Source organism: Bradyrhizobium sp. B025 (assembly GCF_042257955.1).
Taxonomy (GTDB): Bacteria; Pseudomonadota; Alphaproteobacteria; order Rhizobiales; family Xanthobacteraceae; genus Bradyrhizobium; species Bradyrhizobium diazoefficiens.
Genome location: NZ_CP170150.1, coordinates 7041076 through 7066886 on the forward strand (window position 1 = coordinate 7041076; position 25811 = coordinate 7066886).

Here is a 25811-nt window from a genome sequence, read left to right on the forward strand (position 1 = left end):
TACATCAAGTATCTACAGGATTAGTCTCGCCTCCGGCGCGAACGTTCAACGCCGGCGCGGGAACCCGAGGCGGCCAGGCGCCCGCGCGCCCGACGCCTCAGCCCATCGCCTCCAGCTCGTCGATCATCCCGGCAATGACCGAAAGGCCGCCGTCCCAGAATTTGGGATCCTTGGCATCGAGCCCGAACGGCCGCAGCAGCTCGGAATAGTGCTTGGTGCCGCCGGCGGCGAGCATATCGAGATAGCGCTCGGCAAAGCCCTCGGCCGCGTTCTCGTAGACCGCGTAGAGCGAGTTCACCAGACAATCGCCGAAGGCATAGGCATAGACGTAGAACGGCGAATGGATGAAGTGCGGAATGTACATCCAGTAGTTCTCGTAGCCGGCCTTGATCTCGATCGCCGGCCCCAGGCTCTCGCCCTGCACCGACAGCCAGATCTCGCCGAGCCGCGTCGCGGTGAGCTCGCCGTTCTTGCGCTCGGTGTGGACCGCGCGCTCGAAGGAATAGAAGGCGATCTGCCGGACCACGGTGTTGATCATGTCCTCGACCTTGCCGGCGAGCAGCGCCTGGCGCTGCCTGGCGCTCTTGGTCTGCGCCAGGAGCCGCCTGAAGGTCAGCATCTCGCCGAACACGCTCGCGGTCTCCGCCAGCGTCAGCGGCGTCGGCGCCATCAGCGCGCCGTTCTTGGCCGCCAGCACCTGATGCACGCCATGGCCGAGCTCGTGGGCGAGCGTCATCACGTCGCGCGGCTTGCCCTGGTAGTTCATCAGCACGTAGGGGTGCGCCGACGGCGTGGTCGGATGCGAGAACGCGCCCGGCGCCTTGCCCGGACGCACCGGCGCGTCGATCCAGCGGTCGGTGAAGAAGCGCTCGGCGATGTCGGCCATTTTGGGCGAGAAGCCGCGATAGGCCGTCAGCACCATGTTGCGCGCATCAGGCCAGCCGATGACGTCCGTCGCCGCAAACGGCAGCGGCGCGTTGCGGTCCCAATAGGCCAGCCGCTTCTTGCCGAACCACTTTGCCTTCAGCGCGTAATAGCGATGCGACAGCTTTGGATAGGCCGCGCGCACCGAGGCCACCAGCGCATCCACCACCTCGCGCTCGACGCGGTTGTTCAGGTGGCGGGAATCCGCGACGTCCTTGAAGCCGCGCCAGCGGTCGGAGATGTCCTTGTCCTTGGCCAGCGTGTTGGTGATCAGCGCGAAAGTGCGCTCATTGGCCTTGAAGGTCTTCGCCAGCGCCTCCGCCGCGGTTTTGCGCTTGGCGCCGTCGCGGTCCTGCAACAAATTGAGCGTCGGCTCGATCGCGAGCTCCTTAGGCCCGACCTTGAAGCGCAGGCCGGAGATGGTCTGGTCGAACAGCCGGTTGAAGGCGGAATAGCCGGTCTGCGCCTTCTCCAGGAAAAGCTGCTCGAGCTTGTCGTCGAGCTGATAGGGCTTCTCCTTGCGCAGATCCTCGATCCAGGGACGGTAATGTGCGAGCTCCGGCGCCTGCATCGCACGGGTCAAAATATCGTCATCGACACGATTGAGCTCGAGCGCGAAGAACAGAAGATGGGTGGACGCCGCCGTCAGCCGCTCGGAGACATCGCCGTAAAACTTTGAAATCTTGGGATCAACGCTGTCGCCGGCATGGACGAGACCGGCATAGGAGCCGAGACGGCCGGCGAGATCGTCGATCGCCTCATAGCGTCGCACGGCCTCGGCGAGCCATTTTCCGCCATCTTCATTTGCTGTCCCTGTCGCGAGCTTGCCTTTGTAGTCGGTCTCGAACGCGACGCAATCGGCATCCATCCTTTCGAGATCGCGCGCCACTTCCGGCGCGTCGATCCCGGAATAGAGATCGGCGAGGTTCCATTCCGGAAGCCTGCCGGTCTTGCTCGCAGGCTTGGCTAGTGAAGACTTGGCGAGTGAAGACTTGGCGAGTGACGACTTGGAGGGCTTTGCCTTGACGATGGCTTTCTTGGCGGCGGATGTCCTGGTGTTCGGCTTGCGGAGAGCGGGTTTGCTGGGAGCGGGCTTCTTCAAGGCAGACTTTCCGAGAGCGGACTTGGAGCGCGAATTCATTTTGTGGGAAACCTGTGTTCAACAAGCGCGACGGCGGGCGGGGGCATCAAGGTTTAAGAGTGCGTTAATCGGCTTCGGCCAGAGTGCCCCGATTCGAGACAGATAGTAGTAGCGTGCGGGGAACACCATGGCTGCCAGTATTTTGATCGCCGACGACGACGCTGTAGCCCGCCGGCTGATCGAGAACATGGTGCAGAAATGCGGCTATGAGACGGTCGTCGTGGACTCCGGCGATGCCGCGATCGCCGCCCTCACCGCCCCCGATGCACCCGCTATCGACGGCGTCATCCTCGATCTCGTGATGCCCGGCCTCGACGGCATGGGCGTACTGGCGAAGATCCGCGAAGCCGGCCTCAGCGTGCCCGTCATCGTGCAGACCGCCCACGGCGGCATCGACAACGTGATCTCGGCGATGCGCGCCGGTGCTGCTGATTTCGTGGTCAAGCCGGTCGGCATGGAGCGGCTCCAGGTCTCGCTTCGCAACGCGCTCAACGCCTCCGCGCTGAAGGGCGAACTACAGCGCATCCGTCACAGCCGCGAGGGCCGGCTGACCTTCTCCGACATCATCACCCGCGCCGAGGCGATGGCCGGCGTGATGCGCACCGCGCAGAAGGCGGCGAACTCCTCGATCCCGGTGCTGATCGAGGGCGAGTCCGGCGTCGGCAAGGAGATGTTCGCGCGCGCCATCCATGGCAGCGGCGAGCGCAAGGCCAAGCCGTTCGTCGCGGTCAATTGCGGCGCGATCCCCGACAACCTCGTCGAGTCCATCCTGTTCGGCCACGAGAAGGGCGCCTTCACCGGCGCCACCGAACGCCACACCGGCAAGTTCGTCGAGGCCCACGGCGGCACGCTGTTTCTGGACGAGGTCAGCGAGCTGCCGCTGGCTGCGCAGGTCAAGCTGCTGCGCGCGCTCCAGGAAGGCGCGGTCGAGGCCGTCGGCGGCCGCAAGCCGGTGAAGGTCGACGTCCGCATCATCTCGGCAACTAATCGCAGGCTGCTGGAACGGGTGAAGCAGGGACATTTCCGCGAAGACCTGTTCTATCGCCTGCACGTGCTGCCGCTGACGATCCCCTCGTTGCGGACCCGGCGCGAGGACATCCCGCATCTGCTCCGGCATTTCCTGGCGCGCTTTGCCGCCGAGGAGAACCGCACCATCACCGGCATCAGCGGCGAGGCCGTGGCGCATCTCGCCCAGCTCGACTGGCCGGGCAACATCCGCCAGCTCGAAAATGCGGTGTACCGCGCCGTGGTGATGAGCGAGGGCGACCAGCTTGGCCTTGGCGATTTCCCGCTGCTCGCCTCGCAGCCGTATCCCGCAACCGAGATTCCGACCGCGCCGCTGATGCTCGAACCGATCGCGGCGCCTTCCGTTGTGTCGTCGGGTAGCGAAATACCGATTGCGCCGCTCCCCTCGGTGGGAACTCTTCCCATGCTGACCGCGACCGGCGACGTCCGCCCTCTGGAGGACATGGAGAACGAGATCATCCGCTTCGCGATCTCGCATTACCGCGGGCAGATGTCCGAGGTCGCCCGCCGCCTCAAAATCGGCCGGTCCACGCTCTACCGAAAACTCGACGAGGCCGGGGTTCCCGGACATGGCGGGAAAAGCGGCGAGGAGACGCACTGAGCCTCATGCGAACGGAGGTTCGCGCGACGGCGCGAGGCGACTGTAAGCCGTTCGCATGACGATAGAATTCGACTGCGATTTGAACCGTGACCTGGAAGTGACAGACAGAGGGAAAAGCGCGCGGCAGAGGCGCACAATCCGTTGCCAAGAGGCTCCCTTGAAGTCAGTTTGTCGTGAGTTGTCCCGGGTAGCGCTGGCTGCAAAATCGGGGCCTGTATATCGTCTGCGTATGAATCGTTGCGTGCAGGCGTGCAACTTTCGAGAGGCCGGCGCGGTTTAGCCGAAGCTCAATTAGGCGATAACAAAGCTGTTCCACGAGGGACAGTTCACCCGAGGGGTGCGACACAATGCGTGACTGTTTGAACCACCGTGCAGGCTTTGACCGTGTCTTGATGACGGTCGCAGCAACCTTCCTCACGGTGTCGGCCAGCTCGGCCCTGGCGCAGGATCAGGCGCGCAGCAGCGCCGCCGAGCTCGCGATCGAAGCCGCGATCCCGCGCCCCGAGCCCGCCAACGTCCCGCCCCCGACTGCCTCCGACATCAAGCTCGACGCCACCGCCACGGTCCAGGACTCCGCGAAGGAGCCGGCCAAGGAACCCGTGAAGGCCGAAGCCGCTCCCGCGCCGGACAAGGTTGAGACGAAGCCGTCCGACGTCGCCACCACGCCCGCCACCGAGGCGCCGAAGAGCGAGACGGCTAAAACGGAGCCCGCGACGACCGAGCCCGCCAAATCTGAACCAGCAAAGGCCGACACTGCGACGACCGCGCCGGCTGCGCCTGCGGCTCCCGCCACCGCAGCGGCTCCTGCCGCCGAGCCGGTCAAGGCTGCGAGCAGCGTGCCCGCCGCCGACCAGCCGGTCGCCGACAAGCTGAAGGATATCATCGGCGCCAAGACCTCGCGCCATTTCGACCGCAAGAACGAGCGCGCGGCGATCGAGAAGTTCTACGGCGCCCGCGACTTCGCGCCGGTGTGGACGCAAGCCGGCAGCCTGACCGCCGCGGCCAAGGGCGTGATCGCGCGGCTGAAGGATGCAGCCTCCGACGGCCTCAATCCGACCGATTATCCGGTGCCGGATTTCGCCGCCGCCACGACCCCCGATGCGCTCGCCGACGCCGAGCTCAAGCTCACCGCCAGCATGTTCGACTATGCGCGCCAGGCCCAGAGCGGCCGCATGCACTGGTCGCAGGTCAGCGCCGACATCCTCTATCCCGAGCATCCGGTCGACCCGAGCGAGGTGCTCGCCAAGGTCACGACCGCGGCTGACGCCTCCGCGGCGCTCGACAGCTACAACCCGCCGCAGAAGCTCTACAAGGAACTGAAGGCGAAGCTCGCGGAGCTCCGCGGCCAGGGCAGCGGCCCGGTGATCGAGATCGCCGACGGCCCGGCGTTGAAATACACCCCCGCCGGCAAGAAGCAGGCTGAAATCGTCGTCGAGGATCCGCGCGTGCCGCAGCTCCGCGCCAAGCTCGGCATCACCGAGAATGCGAGCGACACCCGCTATGACGCCGCGGTCGCGGAAGCCGTGCGCAAATTCCAGAACGGCGCCGAGATCAAGGCGACCGGTATCCTCGACGACAAGACGGTCAAGGCGATCAACACCCCGAAGCGCGACAAGCAGATCGACACGGTGCTGGTGAACATGGAGCGCTGGCGCTGGCTGCCGCGCGACCTCGGTGTGCCCTCGCTCGGCGATGCCTATGTCATCCTCAACATTCCCGACTACACGCTGAAGGTGATGCAGCGCGGCCAGCAGGTCTGGACCACCCGCGTCGTCACCGGCAAGCCGGGCCAGCACGCGACGCCCCTGCTCACCGAAACGATGAAGTACATCACGGTCAACCCGACCTGGAACGTGCCGCCGTCGATCGTCTACAACGAATACCTGCCGGCGCTTCAGCAGGACCCGACCGTGCTTCAGCGCATGGGACTCAAGCTCGAACAGAACCGCGACGGCTCCGTGCACATCTCGCAGCCGCCGGGTGAAGCCAACGCGCTCGGCCGCATCCGCTTCAACTTCCCGAACAAGTTCCTGGTCTATCAGCACGACACGCCGGACAAGAACTTGTTCGCCAAGGAAGACCGCGCCTTCAGCCACGGCTGCATGCGCGTGCAGAACCCGGATCAGTACGCCTCCGTTCTGCTCAACATCGCCATGCCGAACGAGAAGTACACGCCGGAGCGCGTGCGCAGCATGTACGGCAAGAGCGAGATCGACCTGAAATTCCCGACCCCGATTCCGGTCAACATCACCTATCAGACCGCGTTCGTGGACGATGCCGGCAAGCTGCAATTCCGCAAGGACGTCTATGGCCGCGACGCGACCATGATCAACATCCTGAAGAACAGCCGCGGCAAGGACCTCGAGAATATCGTCGCGCACTCCCAGCCGAGCTATTCGCGCCCGGCAACGACGCTGCCCTCGGGCGTGGCAGTGGCCAACAATGGCGGCGGCTTCGGCTCGTCCGGTCCGAACTTCTTCGAGCGGCTGTTCGGCGCCCCGACCCCGCCGCCGGCTCCGGTCGGCCGCAGGCCGCAGCGGGTGTTTACCCGCTGAGCCCGGCCCGGCCGCTCGCTTCCTGAAATTCTGCAATAAAATCAACGCCCCCGTCCCCTGGATGGGGGCGTTTCACGTTAACCATTCTCCACCCGGGCCCCGGGCAGCGGGCGTTTTTTTGCCACACTCAACCGGTTAGGTTTGTATTCTGACTTGGTTTGGGGGCGGGAAGGTCAACCTCGAATTAACCTTCTCGCTTTAATAAAGCGTTCATCCTCTTTCTCGCGCTAACGGGGTTGGCGGGAGAGTCCATTTGAACGCTCGTCGACTGGGTGGGCTCATACGTGCTGACTGGTCTTGCACGCCAATTCGCTGTGCTGTCGTTGTCCCATGCGGGAGTGAAGGCCGGATCCCGGATCGGCCTTGCTGCCGTGTTGCTGCTTGCTGCCGCGGGTTCGGTCCATAATGCCGCCGCGCTGAACGAGACCAAGACGCTCTCCTTCCACCACACCCATTCCGGCGAAGACCTCACCGTCACCTTCAAGCGCGACGGCCGCTACGACGACGCGTCGCTGAAGCAGCTCAACCACTTCCTCCGCGACTGGCGCACCCAGGACGAGACGGTCATGGACCGTCACCTGTTCGACATCCTCTGGGAAGTCTATCGCGACGTCGACGGCAAGCAGCCGATCCAGATCATCTCCTCCTACCGCTCCCCCGCCACCAACGCGATGCTCCGCCGCCGTTCCTCCGGTGTGGCGCGCTTCAGCCAGCACATGCTGGGGCATGCGATGGACTTCTACATTCCGGGCGTGCCGCTGGAGCAGATCCGTTTCGCCGGCCTGCGCCTCCAGCGCGGCGGTGTCGGCTTCTATCCGACCTCCGGCTCGCCCTTCGTGCATCTGGACACCGGCAGCATCCGGCACTGGCCGCGCATGACGCATGACCAGCTCGCCCGCGTCTTCCCGGACGGAAAGACGGTGCATCTGCCGACCGACGGCACGCCGCTGAAGGGCTATGAGCTCGCCAAGGCCGAGATCGAGCGCCGCGGCAACGGTGACGACGGTGCCAGCAAGCCGAACTTCTTTGCCGCCCTGTTCAAGAGCAAGTCGGCGCCGGCAGCCAGCAGCAACGACGAGGATGACGAGGGCGCACCAGCCCCGGCCGCCAAGCCCGCGGCGCCCACCGTGGTCGCCGCTGCGGCCAGGCCGGCCGATCCGGTGCCGACGCCGCGCGCCAAGCCGCAGGTCGCCGCCACGCTGCAGCTCGCCTCGGCCGATGCGCAGATCGTTGCGCCGCCCAAGCCGAAGCCGGCGCCCGTGGCTGACAAGCCGGCGGCCGGCAAGCCTGAAACCCCGGCCGACATCATCAATGCCCGCGGCTTCTGGGACACTCCGGCGACGCCGCAGCAGGCGACACCGGCGCAGATCGCCGCGCTGAAGGCCCGCCAGGCGCTTGCCGCCGCGACCGATCCGCAGCCCACCGCCAGCGTCTCCAACGCAACTCTTCAGGCGCTGGCTTACGCACCGGCCGCCTCCCCGGTCGATCGCGCCAACGTCGTTGCCGCTTCCGCGCCGATCCCGCGCTCGGCCCGTCCCGCCGCCGCGTCCCGCAGCGGCGCCCAGGCAACCGAGATCAACACGGTGGTCGGCAAGAGCGTCGACGGCATGGTCGCAACCGCGACCCGGCTCTCCGCGGCCAAGGGCGAGAGCATCTGGCTCAAGATCGTGATGCTGTCGCCGAGCGCCAGCCGCGCGATGTCGGTGACGCTGATGGGCGAGCTCGATATGACCGCGCTGCGCGGCTATTTCGTCAAGCCGCAGGCCGTGATCGCCGTGGGCTTCACCGACGATCCGATGCAGGGCCTGTCCTGCGACAGCTTCTCGGGCAGCGCCACCGCGAAGCTCGATACGACCTCCTTCGTCGTGCGCACCGCCGCGTTGCGCTGAGGCGGTATTTCCACGAACACAATGTCGTGGCCCGGATGGTGCGCGCGCACTGGGTTCACTTGTCCGTGACGACAGATAAACGGATTTTGCCCAAGCCTGGCGCGCATATGCACTAAGGAGGATTCCCCCACTTCCAACGGGTAATCACCCGGTATCGCTGCGCATTCCAAACGCGCATCGTGGCAATGCGCGAAAAACCCGGAAGGGAGCGTGCGATGTCAGTTCCAAGCAAGTCTGAGCTCAGCCTTCTGAACCAGGACGAGCGCGAAGTCACATTGAATACGCACCATCCCGTGGTTGGAGAGATGGGGCGCGATCGACTTGAGGGCCTTCGCGACCGGCTACGGGATCTGCGCGACAGGGAGCGTACATTGTCGCGGCATCGACGCCGCGAAACAAAGGGGACGACCGACCCGCGCGGCAAGAGTTTCTCCGGAACGGCAGAGCACGCAAACCGGCGCCAATCGGTCTTCGCTGCCGCCATCAAGCGCGTCAAGAACGAGCTGAGGCGCATCCGAAAGTTTGAGGCACGACGGGAGCTCGGGGAAGCGGCGCGACGGGCGCTGGCACTTCGTCGGGCACGTCAGTTTTCCCGACCGCAGACGACCCCAACTTCGCATGACGGCATGCGGTCCATCCCAAGCCGTCGCCGGATCAAGAAACTTCCACCGGAAAAAATCGGAAGGGTCTCGCAGGCCAACAAGCGGGCGCAGGCCCGACGAGACTCCAAACGCGGACGCGGCAATTGAGACGAGACCGACAATCCTGCCGATAGAGGCTGCGCGCCGGACCGGCGCAACGGCGTGCTCGCCATGTCCAAGACTATAGTGTCGAAACCCGCAGCTTCTATCTCGCTTTCCTGACCCGCCGATCCAGATGATACGTCAGCGCCAGCGAGAGACAGACGGTGAGCTGCTGCTTCGGAAGCGCGCCGGATACCGGCAACAGCAACGCCCTCGTCTGCCGATACTCGAACTGATCGGGAAAGCGCTCGCGGAACGTATCGACCAGCGTCGTCCTGCAGTTGACGAGAATGGCGGCGCGATCGGAGTCCTTCACGCGCCCGAGCCGGATCGTAGAGCCGCTGCCGGTCTCATCGGTCAGATAAGCGGGTTCGCCCCATTTCAGCGTTTCGGTGAGCGGGCCGACGTCCTCATGCGCCGCAGCGGTCGCAAAGATCAGCGCACGCACCTGAAGCAGCCGCTTGCCGATCGGCGCCGGAAGAGCGTCGAAGGCACGGCTCACCTCGCGCGGTAGCGGCGGCGCAGTCACGGCGTTTCCCTCGATGGACCCACGACACTGGTGTCGTCCTGGCGAAAGCCAGGACCCATACCGCGGAATCTATCGATGAAGCGCGGTACCAATCCCGCACGACGATAATGCAACTGCCGGCCTTCGCAATAACCACGGCCTGTGGCTATGGGTCCTGGCTCTCGCGAGGACGACAGTACAGACCTCAGATCATTCCCAGCGCTTGCATGTAGGTCTCGAGAATGGTCTCGGCCTCGGCGCGCTCGTTGGGATCCTGCTTGCGCATCCGCACGATGGTGCGCAGCGCCTTGACGTCGTAGCCGTTGCCCTTGCTCTCGGCATAGACGTCGCGGATGTCGTCGGAGATCGCCTTCTTCTCTTCCTCCAGCCGCTCGATGCGCTCGATGATGGATTTGAGCTGGTCCTTGGCAAATTTCGTCGCGGGCTCGTCGTCGCGGACGGCGGCGGAGGTGGCCATCTTGGTACTCCCAATGAAACTGGCAAAACGAGGTGACGCCGGCATCCGTCACCGCGCGTGCTGCCTGAACCCTTAGGGTTCGTGCCCCCCGCGTTCAAGCAAGCATCGCGCTCGTCCACAGCGCGCCCACAGGAGATGAGAAGATACTGGAGATTGTCGTCATTCCGGGGCGCCCGAAGGGCGAACCCGGAATCTCGAGATTCCGGGTTCGATGCTGCGCATCGCCCCGGAATGACGGGGAAAGACTAGTGCCCGTGGGGATGGACCTTCTTCATCGCCTCGATCTGCTCGGGCGTGGCCGTGCCCTGGTATTTCGCTTTCCAGGTCTCGTAGGGCATGCCGTAGACGGCCTCCCGGCTCTCGTCCTTGCTCAGGGCGACGCCCTGGGCGTCGGCGGCGTCCTTGAGCCAGTTGGACAGGCAGTTGCGGCAGAAGCCTGCCAGATTCATCAGGTCGATGTTCTGGACGTCGGTCCGCGTCTTCAAATGGTCGACCAGGCGCCGGAAAGCGGCCGCTTCGAGTTCCGTTCTGGTTTTGTCGTCGATTGCCATCACTGAATCCCTTGGCTACCCCTGATGTCGTCACCCTTACGGGATCAGGTGGGGTCCTGTCACAGATTTTGCCATATCGCGGCGCAAACGGGCCCCGGGCCGCCTCTCGCGGCAGTTCCCCGGCCCTACGCCAAATCGTCAATCATCTGGTATACGTTCCGCGACAATGATCGCCGAATCTCCCCGTTCCCCGTTTCGCCTGCTCGCCCGGTTGGTCCCGGTGCTGGTGGTTGGCCTGCTGTGCCTCTGGACCAGCCCCGCCTCCGCCGATTTCCGCCTCTGCAACAACACCTCGAGCCGGGTCGGCATTGCGCTCGGCTACAAGGACGCCGAGGGCTGGACCACCGAGGGCTGGTGGAACATCTCCTCCCGCTCCTGCGAGACCCTGCTGCGGGGCACGCTGGTCGCCCGCTACTATTACATCTACGCGATCGACTATGACCGCGGCGGCGAATGGTCGGGCCAGGCCTTCATGTGCTCGCGCGACAAGGAATTCACCATCCGCGGCACCGAGGATTGCCTGGCGCGCGGCTATGACCGCACCGGCTATTTCGAGGTCGATACCGGCGAGCAGCGCGCCTGGACGGTGCAGCTTACCGATGCCAACGAGCAGCCGGCACAGCCGCGCCTGCCCGGCATGCCCGGCCCGGTTGGCCCGGGTGGCGGCGTTCCGGGTTTGCCCAATGGCCCGCCCGGTGCTACGCCCCCGGGCTCGCCCGGCCTGCCACCGGCCGCAGCTCCCCCTCCGCCTGGGAATAAGCCATGAGGCGTCTTCGCCGTATCAAGATTCTCGCGACCCTTGGACCTGCCTCTTCGGACCTCGCGATGATCCGCCGCCTGTTCGAGGCCGGCGCCGACCTGTTCCGCATCAACATGAGCCACACGCCGCATGACAAGATGCGGGAGCTGGTGGCGACGATCCGCAATGTCGAGAGCAGCTACGGCCGGCCGATCGGCATCCTGGTCGACCTTCAGGGACCGAAGCTCAGGCTCGGCGCCTTCGCCGAAGGCTCGGTCCAGCTCCAGAACGGCCAGACCTTCACGCTCGATTCCGACAAGGCGCCGGGCGATGCCACGCGCGTCAATCTCCCGCATCCGGAGATCCTCGCCGCGCTGCGGCCCGGCCATGCGCTGCTGCTGGATGACGGCAAGGTCCGGCTGATCGCGGAGGAGACCTCGAAAGAGCACGCGGTGACGCGCGTCGTGGTCGGCGGACGGATGTCCGACCGCAAGGGCGTCAGCCTGCCCGACACCGACCTGCCGGTCTCGGCGATGACGCCGAAGGACCGCGCCGACCTCGAGGCGGCGCTGGTCACCGGCGTCGACTGGATCGCGCTGTCCTTCGTGCAGCGCGCCGACGACGTGATCGAGGCCAAGAAGATGATCCGCGGTCGCGCCGCGGTCATGGCCAAGATCGAGAAGCCGCAGGCGATCGACCGCCTCGCCGACATCATCGAGGCCTCCGACGCGCTGATGGTGGCGCGCGGCGATCTCGGCGTCGAGCTGCCGCTGGAGCGCGTGCCGAGCCTCCAGAAGCAGATGACGCGCATGGCGCGCCGCGCCGGCAAGCCGGTGGTGATCGCGACCCAGATGCTGGAATCGATGATCCAGTCGCCGGTGCCGACCCGCGCCGAGGTCTCGGACGTCGCCACCGCCGTCTATGAAGGCGCCGACGCCATCATGCTGTCGGCGGAATCGGCGGCCGGAAAATTCCCGGTCGAGGCGGTCTCGACCATGAACCGCATCGGCGAAGAGGTCGAGCGCGACCCGATTTATCGGTCCGTGCTGACCGCGCAGCGCCCTGCGCCGGAATCCACCGCCGGCGACGCCATCGCGGACGCCGCCCGCCAGATCGCCGAGACGCTCGACCTGCCGGCCCTGATCTGCTGGACCAGCTCGGGCTCGACCGCGGTGCGCGTCGCGCGCGAGCGGCCGAAGCCACCGATCGTGGCGATCACGCCGAACATCGCGGCCGGACGCCGGCTGGCGGTGGTCTGGGGCGTGCATTGCGTGGTGGCGGAAGACGCGCGCGACCAGGACGACATGGTGAGCCGCGCCGGCCAGATCGCGTTCCGGGACGGCTTCGTCCGCGCCGGCCAGCGCGTGATCATCGTCGCCGGCGTGCCGCTCGGCATCCCCGGCACCACCAACATGGTGCGCATCGCCTCCGTCGGCCCCGAGGGCGGCGCGGATATCTAGGTCCGCGGGACCCCGGCAAACAAGAACGTCGAAAACAACCCCATGCACAGTAGCCGGCCTGTCCGGCGTGCCTGCTCGGGTTTTTCGAAAAGGCGCGCTCTGACAACGGCCTGAGCGCGATCAGGCCCCCGGCCTTGGTCGCGCCCTCGATTCAGGCCCCGACCAGCGCTTTCGTGGTCGGGAGCAGCGTCTGCTGCACCACCAGGCCGCGGGCGCGGGCGTCCATGACGCCGACGGCGCGCAGCGCAAGCAGCGTCACGGTCTGCACCGCATCGCGCATCTTGACGGGATCTTCGAGATTGTCAGGCGCGAGCGGCCCGACCAAGGCCTCATGCAGCGCACCGAGCAGCGCGGTGGCGGCCAGCGCGGTGTCCTGCGCCGGCAGGTGACCGGCGCGCACGGCCGCATCGATCCGGCCTGCGATCTCGCCCGCGATCTCGCGCCGGCTGGCAAGCCGGGAGGCGCTGACATCGACATCGACCGGCTCGGCCAGGATGCCCCAGGCCAGCCTGCGCTGCGACAGGGTATGGACCGCCACCGTGGTGACGGCAGCAGCCAGCGCCGAGGACGGACCCGGCGCGGCATCGGCCGCCCGGCGGATCGCCGCGAGCTCGTCGCGGGAGACCTCGGCGATCAATTCGGAGATCAACTCGGCCTTGGAGGGGAAGTAGCGGTAGACCGTGCCGGCCGCGACATTGGCCCGGACCGCGACCGGCGCGATCTGCACCGCCGCCATCCCGCCTTCCGCCGCAGCCTCCCGCGCCGCCGCCAAGATCGCACTGCGCCGGGCCGCAAGGCGCTTAACCACTTGATGCGTCCGCCGATAAACCATGGCGCGCTTCCTGTCCCACACGCCTGCCGCACGCCCTGCGGCCGAACGCTTCGTCACTCAATCGCTGCAAATCGCCCCGCAAGGACTGAACAACTATTCAGGACGAATGACAAGGAGCAAATGAGGATACGGGCGCCACGCAACTCCGAGGCGCACGCGAGCAGGTAGTAAACGCATCCTTGCACCGCGTGGCGGCGGCGAACCGGCCCGGTTTACCCCAACTTAAAAGCGATCATGCTCAGGTGCGGATCTGCTGTTGTGCGTGGTCGTTCAACCCCGAGAGTCCAATGTCGGTTTCCGTTACAAGCAGCGTTCCCGTCCGCGGCGTTGCGCGCTGGCTCGTGCCGCTCTGCATCGGCGCCGGTGTGTACCTGTTCTTCCTCGGCGTCGGCGACATCATGCTGCGGGATTCCGATACGCTGTGGCAGATCAAGATCGGACAGTGGATTCTCGAACATCGCGCGCTGCCCACCACCGACATCTATTCGTTCACGCGCGCCGGTGAGCCCTGGATCTCCAGCTCCTGGCTGTCGCAAGTCCTGTTCGCGCTGGTTTACGAGCCGTCAAACTGGTCGGGCGTGGTTATCCTGACATCGCTCGCAATCGGAGCGACCGCGGCGATCTTCGTTCACCTGCTTGAGCCTTATCTGGAGCCGGCGCGCGCCTTTCTGCTCGTCACCCCGCTCCTCTTCATGTCGATGGGGCATTTCCTCGCGCGCCCGCACATGCTGGCCCTGCCGGTCATGGTGGCCTTTGTCGGCGGGCTGCTGGCGGCCGCCGACCGGCGCACCGCGCCCTCCTGGCTATTGCTGCCCTTGATGGCGCTATGGGCCAATCTTCACGGCGGCTTCGTCATGGGGCTGGCGCTGATCGGGGCCATCGGCCTCGATGCGCTCGCATCCGCCGATCGCAAGGATCGATTTGCGCTGGCGGCGCGCTGGGCCGTGTTCGGGCTTGCTGCGCTGGCCGCAGCCTGCTGCACGCCCTATGGCTGGAACACGCTTCTCGCATCGACGAAGATCCTCAGCCTCGGCAAGCTGCTCTCGATGATCTGGGAATGGATGCCCGCCGACTTCAGCTCGCTCGATCTTTTTGGAGCCAGCCTGCTCGGATTGATCGCCATCGGCTACTACAGCGGGCTGGTGCTGTCCTGGACCCGTATTCTTCTACTGCTCGGCCTGGTCTGGGCGGCCCTCAACCACGTCAGAAATATCGAGGCCTTTGCGTTGTTGACGCCGCTGGTGCTGGCGAAGCCGTTCGCCGAGCAATTGGGCGTGACGCGAGCGGTCGCGCTGAGGGCGGCAGACGCCCGGTCCTCCTTTGCAGTGAGCGCAATCGCTGCGCTCGCGATCGTCGCGGCCGGCTGGAGCATCACGCGGTCCTATGCCACGCCGTACCGGTATGCCTTCATCGGCAATCAGTCCCCCGCGGCCGCGGTCGACGTGCTCGAACGGCGGCACGCGCAGCGGATCTTCAGCACCGCTCCGATCGGCGGCTATCTGATCACCCGCAACATCAAGACCTTCATCGATGGCCGCGCCGAGCTGTATGGCGAGCAGTTCGTGCTCGACTACTTCGACGCCGTCGAGGGCAAGAACGTCGAGACGCTCCTGCGTCTGCTCGATACCTACCGGATCGACGCGACGCTGCTGAACCCCACGGTGCCCGCCTCGAGGATCATGGACCATCTGCCGGGCTGGAAGCGGCTCTATGCGGATGACGTCGCCGTGGTCCACGTCCGCGACGACACACCGCTCCCCTCCCCGTCACGGTGAGCCACGAACCAAAGCGCGACGAGATTGGAGTGAATCGTCATCGCGTCTTGGCGTGTTGCTAGAGCATGAACTCTCGGGAATACCGCCGCACATTTTAGGCAAACGCGGCCCTGCGGGTCCGGATCACGCTCCAGGCCGCCAGCTCTCGCGGCCTTGCGCGGACGCTTCGCCGCGTTCTTGTGGTGGCTGGCCCCGCACCATGAGGGCCAGACACCCCGCAGCAAGACCAAAACGCGACCACGTCCGTTAACCCTCGGTCCCTGGCTGCAAAGCTCCCCGCACAAAAGAAAAGAGCCTCGTCTCGGACGAGGCTCTTTCAACTCTCAATTTGTCCGGCCTTACTTGAGGCTGGTCGAGATCGAGGTGAACTTGGTGTTCAGCGTGCTGCCGAGGTTGTTGACGACGGTGATGATCGCCAGCGCGATGCCGGCAGCGATCAGGCCGTATTCAATGGCGGTGGCGCCGGATTCATCCTTCACAAAGCGCGCAACGAGGTTCTTCATAGAGTGCTCCCAAAAAGTACACGAGGCTACAACTGGTCTGGTCTCTTCGGCTTCCCAGCGCCGCCCGACCATGGAACCGAACGTAGAGGCAAAGAATTGCGCCGCAGTTAATTCGACTGCGTAAACACTGAGCGGTTTGCGTGTATTCGTCGATGGTAAACCGAAATCTAAAACAACCCGTTAAATCATCCGGACGTGACGCCGACCCGGCCCCGATTTACCCGAAGTTATGACCGCCGTGGTCCACTGCCGCCGAACCGACAAGAACAACAGGACGACGAGGCGGAATGTCCCTTTCCTTTGCCAACAGCATCGCGATGCAGGGCCGCGCGCGAGCCCTGGTGCCGCTGTGCGTCGGTGCCGGCGCCTATCTGTTCTTCCTCTATGTCGGCGACACGCTGCTTCAGGACTCCGACTCGTTCTGGCAGATCAGGGTCGGGCAATGGATCCTCGATCACGGCGCCGTGCCCACCACGGATTTCTATTCCTTCACGCGGGCCGGCGCGCCGTGGATTTCGACGTCGTGGCTGTCGCAAGTGCTGCTCGCCTTCTCCCATGCGCAATGGGACTGGGCGGGTCCCGTCATCCTCACTGCGATGGCGACCGCACTCACGGCCGCAATCTTCGTCTATCTGCTCGACGCGCAGATCGAGGCACCGCGGGCAGTGCTGTTTGCGATGCTGGCGCTGCTGCTGTCGTTGCACCACGTCCTGGCGCGCCCGCATATTCTGGCGCTGCCGGTCATGGTGGCGTGGGTCGGCCTGCTGATGGCGGCCGCCGACCGCAGGCGTGCGCCGTCCTGGTATTGGCTGCCGCTGATGGCGCTCTGGGCGAACCTGCATGGCGGCTTCGTGCTCGGCCTGGCGCTGATCGGTCCGATCTCGCTCGAGGCCGTCGAGCATGCCGAGAAGGGACAACGGCTCCGACTGTTCATGCGCTGGGTGCTGTTTGGCATCGGCGCAGTGATCGCGAGCTGCTGCACGCCGTACGGCTGGAAGACGCTGCTGGGCGCGACCAACATCCTCAGCCTCGGCGAGCTGCTGTCGCTGATCTTCGAATGGATGCCGGCGAACTTTGCCACGTTCACCTCGTTCGAAGGCGCGCTGCTCGGCCTGATCGCCTTCGGCTATTATCGCGGCCTGGTGCTCTCGGCGCCGAGGATCTTTTTGATCCTGTTCCTGACCTGGAGCGCGCTGACCCATGTCAGGAGCATCGAGGCCTTTGCCTTCCTGGTGCCGCTGGTGCTGGCGAAGCCGCTCGGCGAGTTGGTCCCGCGCCCGCAGCCGGACTCCACCGGCACCGACCGCTGGCCGGCCCACTATGTCACCGCGCTTGGCGCGCTGATGATCGTGGCCGCAGGCTGGACCTCGACCTCGCTCTACATGGGGCACCACCGCTTCACCTTCACGATGACGCAGACGCCGGTTGCCGCCGTCGACCTGCTCGAGCAGCGCAGGGCCCAGCGCATCTTCAACGCCTATCAGTTCGGCGGCTATCTGATCTCGCGCGATATCCCCGTCTACGTCGACGGCCGCGCCGAGCTCTATGGCGAGAAATTCGTGATGGACTTCTTCAAGGCGACCGAGGGCAAGAAGCCCGAGCTGCTTCCGCGCCTGCTGGATGAGTACAAGATCGACGCGACGCTATTGGTTGCCGATGCGCCCGGCCCCCAGATCCTCGATCAGCTCACGGGCTGGAAGCGGATCTATGCCGACGACATCGCGGTGATCCATGTGCGGGACGACAGCGCGGCCGCGAAATCGTCGAAGTGAGGACGCGACTCCAGCTTCATCCCGGCAGCATCTTGCATGGAGTCCTCCGGCCATGCGGCCGGAGGTCCAATTGATCCGGCGATTTGCCGCTTTGCCTTACCTGCAGGGATGGCGGTTGCCGTCCAGACCGAGATAGGTGCCCGTCGCCGGATCGAAGGACCGGTAACGCTCGGAGCAAGAACGGGAAGCGGCGCCGTCCGCGCGAGCCATGGCGCTGTCGGCGCCTTGCGCGGGAGCCGCGCCGTCCGGCAACTCGAGGCCCAGCCGGCCCGCCGGCGTCAGCGTGCCATTCAGGTTGCGATTGGGGTTCTCCGCTTCGTACGTGTCCGGATGACTGCTCGCAAAACCGGATTGCGCGTAGGCGGTGGTTGCAGTCAGGGCCGACAACACAGCCACGGCAGCGAGGATCTTAAGCCCAGTCATAGTCGATCTCCATCATTGGCCGGTGCATCGTGCGGCCGGTGCGGCAGGAGGTGGGCCGACATGGTGTGCTGGACAAGCTCGCCGTGATGGCGGACTCGCCACCAGGCGCGATCTGGTCGTTCAAATACGGAAAGCGTCGTTTGTTTGTGGAACGCGAGGGAGGGACGAAAGCCCGCGCCCTGGTTTTTGTCTTGGAACGTGACGCCGCCACTTTGTCATGCGCTAATGTCCGGTGGACGAACAGGAAGACGTGTCATGATGTTTCGCAAACTCCTCACCGCCCTTCTCGTCATGGTCTCGATCAATGCTGCGCATGCGGCGCCGCAATGGCTGAGCCTGCCGCCGACGCCGACCTTGCCCAAGGCGGCGCAGAGCGGCTTCGCGCCCGTCAACGGCATCAAGGTCTGGTACGCCGTGTTCGGCCGCGGGGAGCCGGTGCTCTTGCTGCATGGCGGCCTCGCCAACGCCAACTACTGGGGTCACCAAGTCCGTGCGCTGCAACGGCGCTATCAGGTCATCGTCATGGAGAGCCGCGGGCACGGGCGCAGCAGCCGCAACCAGGAGCCCTATGGCTACGATCTGATGGCCTCGGACGTGGTCGGGCTGCTCGACCATCTCAAGATCAGGAAGGCCGCGATTGTCGGCTGGAGCGACGGCGCAATCATCGGCCTCGACATCGCGATGAAGCACCCGGAGCGGGTCACCAAGCTGTTCGCTTTCGCGGCCAACTCGGATCCGTCGGGCGTTGCCGATATTGCGTCAAGCGACGTCTTCAACGCCTACATCGCCAGAGCCGGCGAGGAGTACAAGCGTCTCTCGCCGACCCCGACGGAGTACAAGAGCTTCGTCGCGGAGATTACCAAGATGTGGGAGAGCCAGCCGAAATGGACGGCGTCGGATCTCGCGGCGATCAAGGTCCCGACCTGGATCGTGGATGGCGATCACGACGAGGCGATCAAGCGCGAGAACACCGAGTTCATGGCGGCGAACATCCCGGGCGCCGGCCTGCTGATCCAGCCGGAGGTCAGTCACTTCTCGTTTCTGCAGGATCCGGAGCAGTTCAACGACGATGTGCTGCGCTTTCTCGAGCGGCGCGGCGAGAGGGCGGGAGCCGCGGCGAAGTGAAATATCGTAGGGTGGGCAAAGCGAAGCGTGCCCACGACTTCTGTCTCGCTTGCCGATAGGTGGTGGGCACGGCGCAAAAGGCGCCTTTGCCCACCCTACGGGACTTGAACAGCGGCGATCGCCCAGCCTTCACCGCCTCATACTCCGGAATCAGAATGGGCACGGCGCGTGCGCGCCTTTGCCCAGCCTACTTCTTCGCCGGGCGGTCCTTCACGGGGATCACGAGCTTGAGGCCGGACCAGACGTCGTCGACGGCGCAGACCTTGATGTCGACGAGGCCGTTCGCGAGCGCGGTCTCGCGCACCAGCGTTTCCGTCACGTCAGTCGCGACGCCCGAGGCCTTCTTCGGCCATGACGCCCAGATCATCCCATCAGGTGCGATCGCCTTGCGGTAGCTGCGCAGCTTGACCGCAAAGCCTTTGGCTTCGGTCGCGAAGACATGCACCATGTCGAGCGGCGCCTTGGCGGTCTTTGCGATCTTCACATCATCGGGCAATTCACCGACGACATCGCGATAGGCCGACGAAAGGCCGTCCACGAAAATACAAAAGCCCGGCTTGATGCCGAGCTTTTGCACTAACGGTTTGCCGGAATAGCCGGCCACGACGCGAGAGGCGTTACGCCTGCGGTTGCGGCTCCAGGCCCGGATCCGGATCGGGCCGCGGGCGCGACTTGCCGGCCGGGGGCACGGCGGAGGCGCGCGGCGTGGTCGGCTCGAGCACGGACTCGCGGTTCGGCTTCTTGCCCTTGAGCAGATCGACGATCTCGTCTCCGGAGAGCGTCTCGAACTCGAGCAGGCCCTTGGCCAGCGCCTCAAGATCACCGTGCTTCTCGGTGAGGATGCGGGTGGCTTCCTTGTAGCCTTCCTCGACCAGGCGCCGGATCTCGGAGTCGATCTTCTGGACGGTCGCCTCAGAAGCGTTCTGCGTGCGCGACACCGACATGCCCAGGAACACCTCGTCCTGGTTCTCGCCGTAGGAGACCGTGCCGAGCTCTTCCGAGAGGCCCCAGCGCGTCACCATCATGCGGGCGAGGCGCGTGGCCTGCTCGATGTCGGAGGCAGCACCCGAGGTCACCTTCTCGCGGCCGAAGATCAGCTCTTCGGCGACGCGGCCGCCCATCATGATGGCGAGGCGCGAGGTCATCTGCTCCAGCGACATCGACAGCTTGTCGCGCTCGGGCAGCTGCATGACCATACCCAGCGCACGGCCGCGCGGGATGATCGTCGCCTTGTGGATCGGATCGGTCGCGGGCACGTTGAGGCCGACGATGGCGTGGCCGCCCTCGTGATAGGCCGTCAAGAGCTTCTCTTCCTCGGTCATGACGAGCGACTTGCGCTCGGCGCCCATCATCACCTTGTCCTTGGCCTCCTCGAACTCGGCCTGAGTCACCATCCGCTTGTTGCGGCGGGCGGCGGTGAGCGCAGCTTCGTTGACGAGGTTCATCAGGTCGGCGCCGGAGAAGCCCGGGGTGCCGCGCGCGATGGTCTTGAGGTTGATATCCGGCGCCAGCGGCACCTTGCGAACGTGAACCTTGAGGATCTGCTCGCGGCCGACGACGTCCGGATTCGGCACCACGACCTGACGGTCGAAGCGGCCGGGACGCAGCAGCGCGGGATCGAGCACATCAGGGCGGTTGGTCGCCGCGATCAGGATCACGCCCTCGTTCGCCTCGAAGCCGTCCATCTCGACCAGCAGCTGGTTCAGCGTCTGCTCGCGCTCGTCATTGCCGCCGCCGAGACCGGCGCCACGGTGACGACCGACGGCGTCGATTTCGTCGATGAAGATGATGCAGGGGGCGTTCTTCTTGGCCTGCTCGAACATGTCGCGGACGCGGCTCGCGCCGACGCCGACGAACATCTCGACGAAGTCAGAACCCGAAATGGTGAAGAACGGCACGTTGGCTTCGCCCGCGACCGCACGCGCGATCAGGGTCTTACCGGTGCCGGGAGGGCCAACCAGCAGCACGCCGCGCGGAATGCGGCCGCCGAGGCGCTGGAACTTGCCGGGGTCGCGCAGGAATTCGACGATCTCCTGCAGGTCCTGCTTGGCTTCGTCCACGCCGGCGACGTCCTCGAAGGTGACGCGGCCATGCGCTTCAGTGAGCATCTTCGCACGCGACTTGCCGAAGCCCATCGCCTTGCCGGCGCCGCCCTGCATCTGCCGCGACAGGAAGATCCACACGCCGATCAGCGCGATGAAGGGCAGCCAGGAGACCAGCAGCGAGACGAACCAGGGCACGTTGTCGCCCGGCGGCTTCGCGGTGATCTGGACCTTGCTGTCATAGAGGCGCTTGACCAGCGTCGGGTCGTTCGGCGCATAGGTCTGGAAGCTGGAGCCGTTGGTGAAGGTGCCGTGGATATCCGGCCCCTGGATCACCACGTCGCGCACATTGCCGCGGTCAACCTCGCTCAGGAGCTGGGAGAAGGCGATGTCCTGCGAGGAGGCGCGCTGACCCGGATTTTGGAAGAGCGTGAACAACGCCAACAGCAGCAAGACAATGATGACCCAGAGGGCGAAATTGCGCAGATTGGCGTTCATCGATCTTCCTTCGTGGTCGCGCGGATCGCGGCCTGAATCCTTGGGCAGTACGAGGAAATCCCCAAGGAATCCTCTCGGTTAGACGCATACAATTTAGGTGCCGCCCCGGTCGCTGCCAAGGGAACGAGATGGGACTATTTATCCCATCTTAGGGCGATTCCCGCTGAAATAATGGCGACCTACCCGGGGTTTTTCCTGCCTGGTTAAGGTGACCTGACGGCGCTGCCTCGAAACAGCCGGTGTCATGATCCGCCTCTATCGCCCTTGCGCCGCCGGGCCGGCGCCGGCGCGATCTGGATACGCCCGCCGGCAAGGCTGATCAAGGCTCCCGCAAGGGTCTGCTTCAGGACCGGCCGGCCATTTGCGGCTGCGCGGGGACCTGCGGCCATACCAGCAGCGATCGCCTGATCGAGCGCGGCCAGGAGGGTTTCGACCTTGCCGAGTTCCGCCGGCCCCTCGTGCCCGAGCGCGTTGATGGCCCGAAGCAGCATCCGCAGCCGGACCTCCTCCGGTAGGGTGGCGAACGCGCCGGCCTCAAAGCTTCGCATATCCGGCCCATGCGGCGCATCGTCGCGATCCCTCAAGCGAAGGAAGCGCTCGGCCCCGTCCGTCAGCACCTCCACCGCCGCATTGGCGCGCGCCAGCCTGGCTGCGAGCCGCGCCAGACTGCGGGCGTCGCCGCCCTCGGCCGCGAGCTGCGGCAACAGCGCGCGCAGCCGCGGCCGGGTGAAGGCGGTGTCGCGATTGGTGGGATCATCGGCAAAGCCGATCTTCGCGCGCTTCAGGGTCGCGATCAGCTGCGCCTTCGGGACGTCGAGCAGCGGACGCGCCAGCACGATGCCGTCGCGCTCCGTGAGGCGCGCCATCGCCGACAGCCCGGCAAGTCCGCTGCCGCGGACGAGGCGCATCAACAGCGTCTCGGCCTGGTCGTCGCGGGTGTGGGCGGTCAGCACATGGCTCGCACCGGCGCTGCGCGCGGCCTGCACGAGCAGGCGGTAGCGGGCTTCGCGCGCGGCCGCGGGCAGTCCCGTCTTCGGCTTGGCGCCGCGCCAGCGCAGGGTCCGGTGCGGCAGGCCGAGCTCGGTGGCGAGCCGCTTCACCTCGCGCGCCTCGCGCGCCGCCTCGGCCCGCAGGCCATGATCGACGGTCACGACGGTGAGACGCGGGCCGCGCGCAAGACTGCGCTGCCAGCGCGCGGCGAGCCACATCAGCGCGATCGAGTCGGGCCCGCCGGACACCGCGAGCACCAGTGCGGGCGCACTTTTCAACTCGGCGAAGAGCTGCTTCGCCTCGCGCGCGGAGATCGGAGAATTGTCGTCGTCTGACATGACGCTGCCCAGCAATCGCCAGCGGATGGACCGACTGTTTAGCGCAGCACCATCCGCGTTGTCAGCGATCAACGCCGCGTGGTCAGCACTTCACCCGCTTCTGCTCGCGGTCGACGGCGGCTTTGACGCCGGCGGAGGCGCGCGGATATTTGCGGCCGACCTCGCCGAAGGCGGCGCAGGCGGCCTCCTTCTCCTTCAGCGCGGCCAGCGACTGGCCGAGCCGCAGCAGCGCATCCGGCGCCTTGGCCGACTTCTCGTATTTGGTGGTGACGGCGAGGAAGGCTTCCGCGGAGTCGCGATATTGCTGGCGCTGGAAGTAGCTCTCGCCGAGCCAGTATTGCGCGTCGCCGAGCAGCGGGTCGCTCGGATATTTCTGCGCGAAGTTCTTCATGGTCTGCTCGGCGAGCGCATAGTCCTTGCGCTGCATGTAGCCGATGCCGAGATCGAACTCGTCGCGCGGCGTCGCCGACGGCGGCAGGGTGGTCAGGCCGGTGCCGGCGGCTGGCGCAGGAGAGCCCTGTTGGACCGGCGGATAGCCGGGCTGGGCTGCCGGCGGCACGCCCTGCTGATAGCGCGGGCTGGTGTTGGCGAGATCGAGCGGCTCGCCGGCGTTGCGCCCTCCGGGCGCTCCGCCAGGGACTCCCGCCGACATCGGCTGCTGGCCGCCGCCGAGCGCGCGCGGCGCGCCGGGCGCGCTCGGATTCTGGCTGGGGTCAAAGGCATCGCCACGGCGGCGCGTGCCGGGGGCACCGGGCGCCGGCTGCTCCTGAACGATCGGCGGGGGAGACGCGATCTGCGGCTGCTCGTAATTCGGCTGGGCGGGTTGCGGCTGCTGCTGGCGATAGGCCGGCGCAGCCTGCGCGGGCGGCACGGCGGCGACACTGGGCTGCACCGGCGCCTGTCCGGGCGCAGCTTGCGCACCGCCTTCGAGCGCCCGCAGGCGCTCTTCGAGCTGGCGGTTGCGGTATTGCAATTCTTCGTTCTGGCCGGTGAGCTGGCGCAGCTGGTTCTCCAGCCGCTCGATCCGCATCTCGGGGTCATCGTCCGACTGCGCGAGGACAGGCGAACACAAGGAGAGCAGCGCGGCGGTCGCCACGGTGCCGGTAAAGACCTTAAATCTGGATGACATCTTGCCCTGACGACGAAAGCGAAATGGCCTGCGACGGAACATTCGACGCGCCACACATTGAAGGGGAGTACGCCAAAAATGTGACTGGCACCACGGGGTTTCTGTCACAGATCGCTGAAACGAAACCGGCGCCCGTGAGGGCGCCGGCATAATCGAATTCTGAAGATGAACGGCGCCTGACTTGAAGCGTCAGGAGCTCGCGTTCAGCACGGTGACGGCGCGGCGGTTCTGCGACCAGCAGGAGATGTCGTTACAGACGGCCACCGGCCGCTCCTTGCCGTAGGAGATCGTGCGCATGCGGTTCGCATCGATGCCGCGCGAGGCGAGGAACGAACGCACCGATTGGGCTCTGCGGGCACCGAGCGCGATGTTGTATTCGCGGGTGCCGCGCTCGTCGGCATGACCTTCGATGGTGAAGGAGTAGCGCGGATAGGTCTGCAGCCACTGCGCCTGCTTCTCCAGGGTCACGATCGCCTGCGGGGTCAGATCGGTCTGGTCGCTTTCGAAGAACACGCGGTCGCCCACGTTGACGACGAAGTCCTGCTGGCTGCCCGGCGTCGCCGCGTTGGCCATCGCATCCGCAGCAGAGTTCTTGTTGGCGCAGGCGCCCATCGACAGCGCGACGGCAAGCACCGCGGCCAGCTTCAATCCCTGGAGGATACGCATAGGATGTTTCATTCCGGAGCCTCCACGCTCGCGTTAGTCCACTGCTGTCCGGTCTACAGGGGGTTGGTTAAGCGAACGTTCCGTCAACCTTGATGGGATGTTGCCAGAGCCGGTCAAATGCCCCCCACCGGCGAAAAGCACCCGTCATGGTTAATGGGTTGTAAATGTGGCGCGAGGGTGAAAGCAAGCCGCGTTCACCGGCAAAATCGCTGGCTTTGCTTGAATTTTGGGCCTGAGCCCCGGGAAATCCCGGAGCACCTTCGTCAGGCGGCCCGCCGGGAATCAGGCGTGAGCGGCATCCGGCACCCGCAGCGGCTGCTGCGGCGCCTGGCGCTGCGCGCTGCGCCCGAACAGCATCCGCCGCTCGAAGGCGGTGGACCGCATGATCGGATAACGCTCGAACACCTTCTTGCGGAAGGTCGGGAAATCCGCCGCCATCAGTCCGAACGGCTTGGTGAGACCGGGAACCAGCCTCGGCTCGGCAATGGTCTCGTGCAGAAACACCCGCCGGTAGAAGGCCTGATGCTCGGGACGCACGATCGCAAGGCCAAGATCGGCATTGAAATGCTCGCAGGCCATGTAGGCGAGCCGGGTCGTCAGATAGGGCAATTCCGGAACCCGCTTCACCTGGTCGGGATCGGCGACAAACCGGGTGGGATCGATCATGACCTCGCCGCGATCGAGTCGCGGCAGCAGGATCTCGGGAAAGACATCGGCCGAGGTCGACTGCCGCCACTCCGATGTCAGCACGCTGATGCGCACGGAGCTGCAAAGCTCGCCGTGCAGATAGACGCCGAAGGTCCACGCGTTCGGCAATTCGTCATACTGGTCGGTGACGCGCGCGTCCGCGGATTCCTTGACGGCACCTTCGCGCAGATAGGCGCGGTAGCGGAGATTGTAGATCTTCTCCTTCTCCGCGACCGTGTCGGCGAGATGATAATCGACGTCAGTCAGGAGCTCGGCGCCCCGTCCTACAGCCGAAATGATCGCTCTGGCTGAGGACTGCATTCCAACTCCTTACCCACCACCGCTCACCGCATGCGCGCGGAAACAACCTCCACGCGCGTGATGATTTATTAACAGCTTCTTAACAACGAAGCAAA

At 65.6% G+C, this 25811-nt stretch carries 22 protein-coding genes; 9 read left to right on the plus strand and 13 right to left on the minus strand.

Going from position 1 to position 25811, the window contains the following annotated elements; translation table 11 throughout:
- Window positions 1-97 precede the first annotated feature (97 nt).
- Window positions 98-2065, minus strand: a complete 1968-nt coding sequence (locus ACE10W_RS33185; RefSeq protein ID WP_011089865.1) for a M3 family oligoendopeptidase — start codon at window positions 2063-2065, stop codon at window positions 98-100.
- 127 nt (window positions 2066-2192) lie between these two features.
- On the opposite strand from ACE10W_RS33185, the gene ACE10W_RS33190 reads away from it, so the two are divergent.
- From ACE10W_RS33190 to ACE10W_RS33205, 4 genes are all read left to right on the plus strand, one after another.
- The gene (locus tag ACE10W_RS33190; protein WP_011089866.1) at window positions 2193-3692 is read left to right on the plus strand and encodes a sigma-54 dependent transcriptional regulator; all 1500 of its coding nucleotides are present in this window, start codon (window positions 2193-2195) and stop codon (window positions 3690-3692) included.
- Window positions 3693-4039: 347 nt separating this feature from the next.
- Window positions 4040-6247: a murein L,D-transpeptidase gene (locus ACE10W_RS33195; protein WP_028173018.1), complete on the plus strand. Its 2208-nt coding sequence runs from the start codon at window positions 4040-4042 to the stop codon at window positions 6245-6247.
- Between the two features lie 284 nt (window positions 6248-6531).
- On the plus strand, window positions 6532-8136 hold the full coding sequence (locus ACE10W_RS33200; RefSeq protein ID WP_304548247.1) for a DUF882 domain-containing protein: 1605 nt from the start codon (window positions 6532-6534) through the stop codon (window positions 8134-8136).
- 215 nt (window positions 8137-8351) lie between these two features.
- Window positions 8352-8885, plus strand: coding sequence for a hypothetical protein (locus ACE10W_RS33205; protein WP_304548248.1), 534 nt, complete (start codon window positions 8352-8354; stop codon window positions 8883-8885).
- 97 nt (window positions 8886-8982) lie between these two features.
- Here ACE10W_RS33205 and ACE10W_RS33210 read toward each other — a convergent pair whose 3' ends face one another.
- The 3 genes from ACE10W_RS33210 to ACE10W_RS33220 all read right to left on the minus strand — a co-directional run bounded on the left by ACE10W_RS33210 (window position 8983) and on the right by ACE10W_RS33220 (window position 10416).
- Window positions 8983-9408 carry a DUF1801 domain-containing protein gene (locus ACE10W_RS33210; protein WP_271552397.1) on the minus strand — a complete coding sequence of 142 codons (426 nt, stop codon included), beginning with the start codon at window positions 9406-9408 and terminating at the stop codon, window positions 8983-8985.
- Between the two features lie 184 nt (window positions 9409-9592).
- Entirely contained in the window at window positions 9593-9865 is a 273-nt protein-coding gene (locus ACE10W_RS33215) for a DUF2312 domain-containing protein (RefSeq protein WP_008136868.1), read from the minus strand.
- 245 nt (window positions 9866-10110) lie between these two features.
- A complete protein-coding gene (locus ACE10W_RS33220; protein ID WP_232953852.1) occupies window positions 10111-10416 on the minus strand; it encodes a DUF1244 domain-containing protein in 306 nt (101 codons plus the stop codon).
- Between the two features lie 166 nt (window positions 10417-10582).
- Between ACE10W_RS33220 and ACE10W_RS33225 the strand changes: the two genes are divergently transcribed.
- Both ACE10W_RS33225 and pyk read left to right on the plus strand, forming a co-directional pair.
- Window positions 10583-11182 (plus strand): DUF1036 domain-containing protein, encoded by a 600-nt coding sequence (locus ACE10W_RS33225; RefSeq protein ID WP_304548249.1) that lies wholly within the window; start codon window positions 10583-10585, stop codon window positions 11180-11182.
- Window positions 11179-12615 carry a pyruvate kinase gene (pyk, locus tag ACE10W_RS33230; RefSeq protein WP_011089873.1) on the plus strand — a complete coding sequence of 479 codons (1437 nt, stop codon included), beginning with the start codon at window positions 11179-11181 and terminating at the stop codon, window positions 12613-12615. Before ACE10W_RS33225 ends, pyk begins: the two co-directional genes overlap by 4 nt.
- Window positions 12616-12766: 151 nt before the next feature.
- Here the strand turns inward: pyk and ACE10W_RS33235 are convergent, their stop codons facing one another.
- Window positions 12767-13447 (minus strand): TetR/AcrR family transcriptional regulator, encoded by a 681-nt coding sequence (locus ACE10W_RS33235; RefSeq protein ID WP_008136878.1) that lies wholly within the window; start codon window positions 13445-13447, stop codon window positions 12767-12769.
- 287 nt (window positions 13448-13734) lie between these two features.
- Here ACE10W_RS33235 and ACE10W_RS33240 point away from each other — a divergent pair, with 287 nt between their 5' ends.
- Entirely contained in the window at window positions 13735-15222 is a 1488-nt protein-coding gene (locus ACE10W_RS33240; protein ID WP_038965503.1) for a hypothetical protein, read from the plus strand.
- Window positions 15223-15560: 338 nt separating this feature from the next.
- Here the strand turns inward: ACE10W_RS33240 and ACE10W_RS33245 are convergent, their stop codons facing one another.
- Entirely contained in the window at window positions 15561-15725 is a 165-nt protein-coding gene (locus ACE10W_RS33245) for a Flp family type IVb pilin (protein ID WP_028173014.1), read from the minus strand.
- Between the two features lie 287 nt (window positions 15726-16012).
- Between ACE10W_RS33245 and ACE10W_RS33250 the strand changes: the two genes are divergently transcribed.
- The gene (locus tag ACE10W_RS33250; protein ID WP_304548250.1) at window positions 16013-17497 is read left to right on the plus strand and encodes a hypothetical protein; all 1485 of its coding nucleotides are present in this window, start codon (window positions 16013-16015) and stop codon (window positions 17495-17497) included.
- Between the two features lie 96 nt (window positions 17498-17593).
- Here ACE10W_RS33250 and ACE10W_RS33255 read toward each other — a convergent pair whose 3' ends face one another.
- Window positions 17594-17920: a BA14K family protein gene (locus ACE10W_RS33255; protein WP_028173012.1), complete on the minus strand. Its 327-nt coding sequence runs from the start codon at window positions 17918-17920 to the stop codon at window positions 17594-17596.
- A 255-nt stretch (window positions 17921-18175) separates the two neighbouring features.
- Here ACE10W_RS33255 and ACE10W_RS33260 point away from each other — a divergent pair, with 255 nt between their 5' ends.
- On the plus strand, window positions 18176-19045 hold the full coding sequence (locus tag ACE10W_RS33260; RefSeq protein ID WP_271552385.1) for an alpha/beta fold hydrolase: 870 nt from the start codon (window positions 18176-18178) through the stop codon (window positions 19043-19045).
- 187 nt (window positions 19046-19232) lie between these two features.
- Here ACE10W_RS33260 and ACE10W_RS33265 read toward each other — a convergent pair whose 3' ends face one another.
- The 6 genes from ACE10W_RS33265 to ACE10W_RS33290 form a co-directional block, all read right to left on the minus strand.
- Window positions 19233-19622: a DUF3052 domain-containing protein gene (locus ACE10W_RS33265; protein WP_231166636.1), complete on the minus strand. Its 390-nt coding sequence runs from the start codon at window positions 19620-19622 to the stop codon at window positions 19233-19235.
- Window positions 19623-19662: 40 nt separating this feature from the next.
- Window positions 19663-21585, minus strand: coding sequence for an ATP-dependent zinc metalloprotease FtsH (gene ftsH, locus ACE10W_RS33270; RefSeq protein ID WP_011089881.1), 1923 nt, complete (start codon window positions 21583-21585; stop codon window positions 19663-19665).
- 242 nt (window positions 21586-21827) lie between these two features.
- Entirely contained in the window at window positions 21828-22913 is a 1086-nt protein-coding gene (gene tilS / locus ACE10W_RS33275; RefSeq protein ID WP_060910251.1) for a tRNA lysidine(34) synthetase TilS, read from the minus strand.
- An 82-nt stretch (window positions 22914-22995) separates the two neighbouring features.
- On the minus strand, window positions 22996-24042 hold the full coding sequence (gene ybgF / locus ACE10W_RS33280) for a tol-pal system protein YbgF (RefSeq protein ID WP_028173009.1): 1047 nt from the start codon (window positions 24040-24042) through the stop codon (window positions 22996-22998).
- 189 nt (window positions 24043-24231) lie between these two features.
- Entirely contained in the window at window positions 24232-24720 is a 489-nt protein-coding gene (gene pal, locus ACE10W_RS33285) for a peptidoglycan-associated lipoprotein Pal (protein WP_011089884.1), read from the minus strand.
- Between the two features lie 270 nt (window positions 24721-24990).
- Window positions 24991-25716 (minus strand): hypothetical protein, encoded by a 726-nt coding sequence (locus tag ACE10W_RS33290; RefSeq protein ID WP_011089885.1) that lies wholly within the window; start codon window positions 25714-25716, stop codon window positions 24991-24993.
- Window positions 25717-25811 lie beyond the last annotated feature (95 nt).

Coding starts and splice junctions, on each gene's coding strand:
- ACE10W_RS33185 (WP_011089865.1), bottom strand. CDS start 2,065: ATGAATTCGCGCTCCAAGTCCGCTCTCGGAAAGTCTGCCTTGAAGAAG.
- ACE10W_RS33190 (WP_011089866.1), top strand. CDS start 2,193: ATGGCTGCCAGTATTTTGATCGCCGACGACGACGCTGTAGCCCGCCGG.
- ACE10W_RS33195 (WP_028173018.1), top strand. CDS start 4,040: ATGCGTGACTGTTTGAACCACCGTGCAGGCTTTGACCGTGTCTTGATG.
- ACE10W_RS33205 (WP_304548248.1), top strand. CDS start 8,352: ATGTCAGTTCCAAGCAAGTCTGAGCTCAGCCTTCTGAACCAGGACGAG.
- ACE10W_RS33215 (WP_008136868.1), bottom strand. CDS start 9,865: ATGGCCACCTCCGCCGCCGTCCGCGACGACGAGCCCGCGACGAAATTT.
- ACE10W_RS33220 (WP_232953852.1), bottom strand. CDS start 10,416: ATGGCAATCGACGACAAAACCAGAACGGAACTCGAAGCGGCCGCTTTC.
- ACE10W_RS33225 (WP_304548249.1), top strand. CDS start 10,583: ATGATCGCCGAATCTCCCCGTTCCCCGTTTCGCCTGCTCGCCCGGTTG.
- pyk (WP_011089873.1), top strand. CDS start 11,179: ATGAGGCGTCTTCGCCGTATCAAGATTCTCGCGACCCTTGGACCTGCC.
- ACE10W_RS33235 (WP_008136878.1), bottom strand. CDS start 13,447: ATGGTTTATCGGCGGACGCATCAAGTGGTTAAGCGCCTTGCGGCCCGG.
- ACE10W_RS33240 (WP_038965503.1), top strand. CDS start 13,735: ATGTCGGTTTCCGTTACAAGCAGCGTTCCCGTCCGCGGCGTTGCGCGC.
- ACE10W_RS33245 (WP_028173014.1), bottom strand. CDS start 15,725: ATGAAGAACCTCGTTGCGCGCTTTGTGAAGGATGAATCCGGCGCCACC.
- ACE10W_RS33250 (WP_304548250.1), top strand. CDS start 16,013: ATGTCCCTTTCCTTTGCCAACAGCATCGCGATGCAGGGCCGCGCGCGA.
- ACE10W_RS33255 (WP_028173012.1), bottom strand. CDS start 17,920: ATGACTGGGCTTAAGATCCTCGCTGCCGTGGCTGTGTTGTCGGCCCTG.
- ACE10W_RS33260 (WP_271552385.1), top strand. CDS start 18,176: ATGATGTTTCGCAAACTCCTCACCGCCCTTCTCGTCATGGTCTCGATC.
- ftsH (WP_011089881.1), bottom strand. CDS start 21,585: ATGAACGCCAATCTGCGCAATTTCGCCCTCTGGGTCATCATTGTCTTG.
- tilS (WP_060910251.1), bottom strand. CDS start 22,913: ATGTCAGACGACGACAATTCTCCGATCTCCGCGCGCGAGGCGAAGCAG.
- ybgF (WP_028173009.1), bottom strand. CDS start 24,042: ATGTCATCCAGATTTAAGGTCTTTACCGGCACCGTGGCGACCGCCGCG.
- pal (WP_011089884.1), bottom strand. CDS start 24,720: ATGAAACATCCTATGCGTATCCTCCAGGGATTGAAGCTGGCCGCGGTG.
- ACE10W_RS33290 (WP_011089885.1), bottom strand. CDS start 25,716: ATGCAGTCCTCAGCCAGAGCGATCATTTCGGCTGTAGGACGGGGCGCC.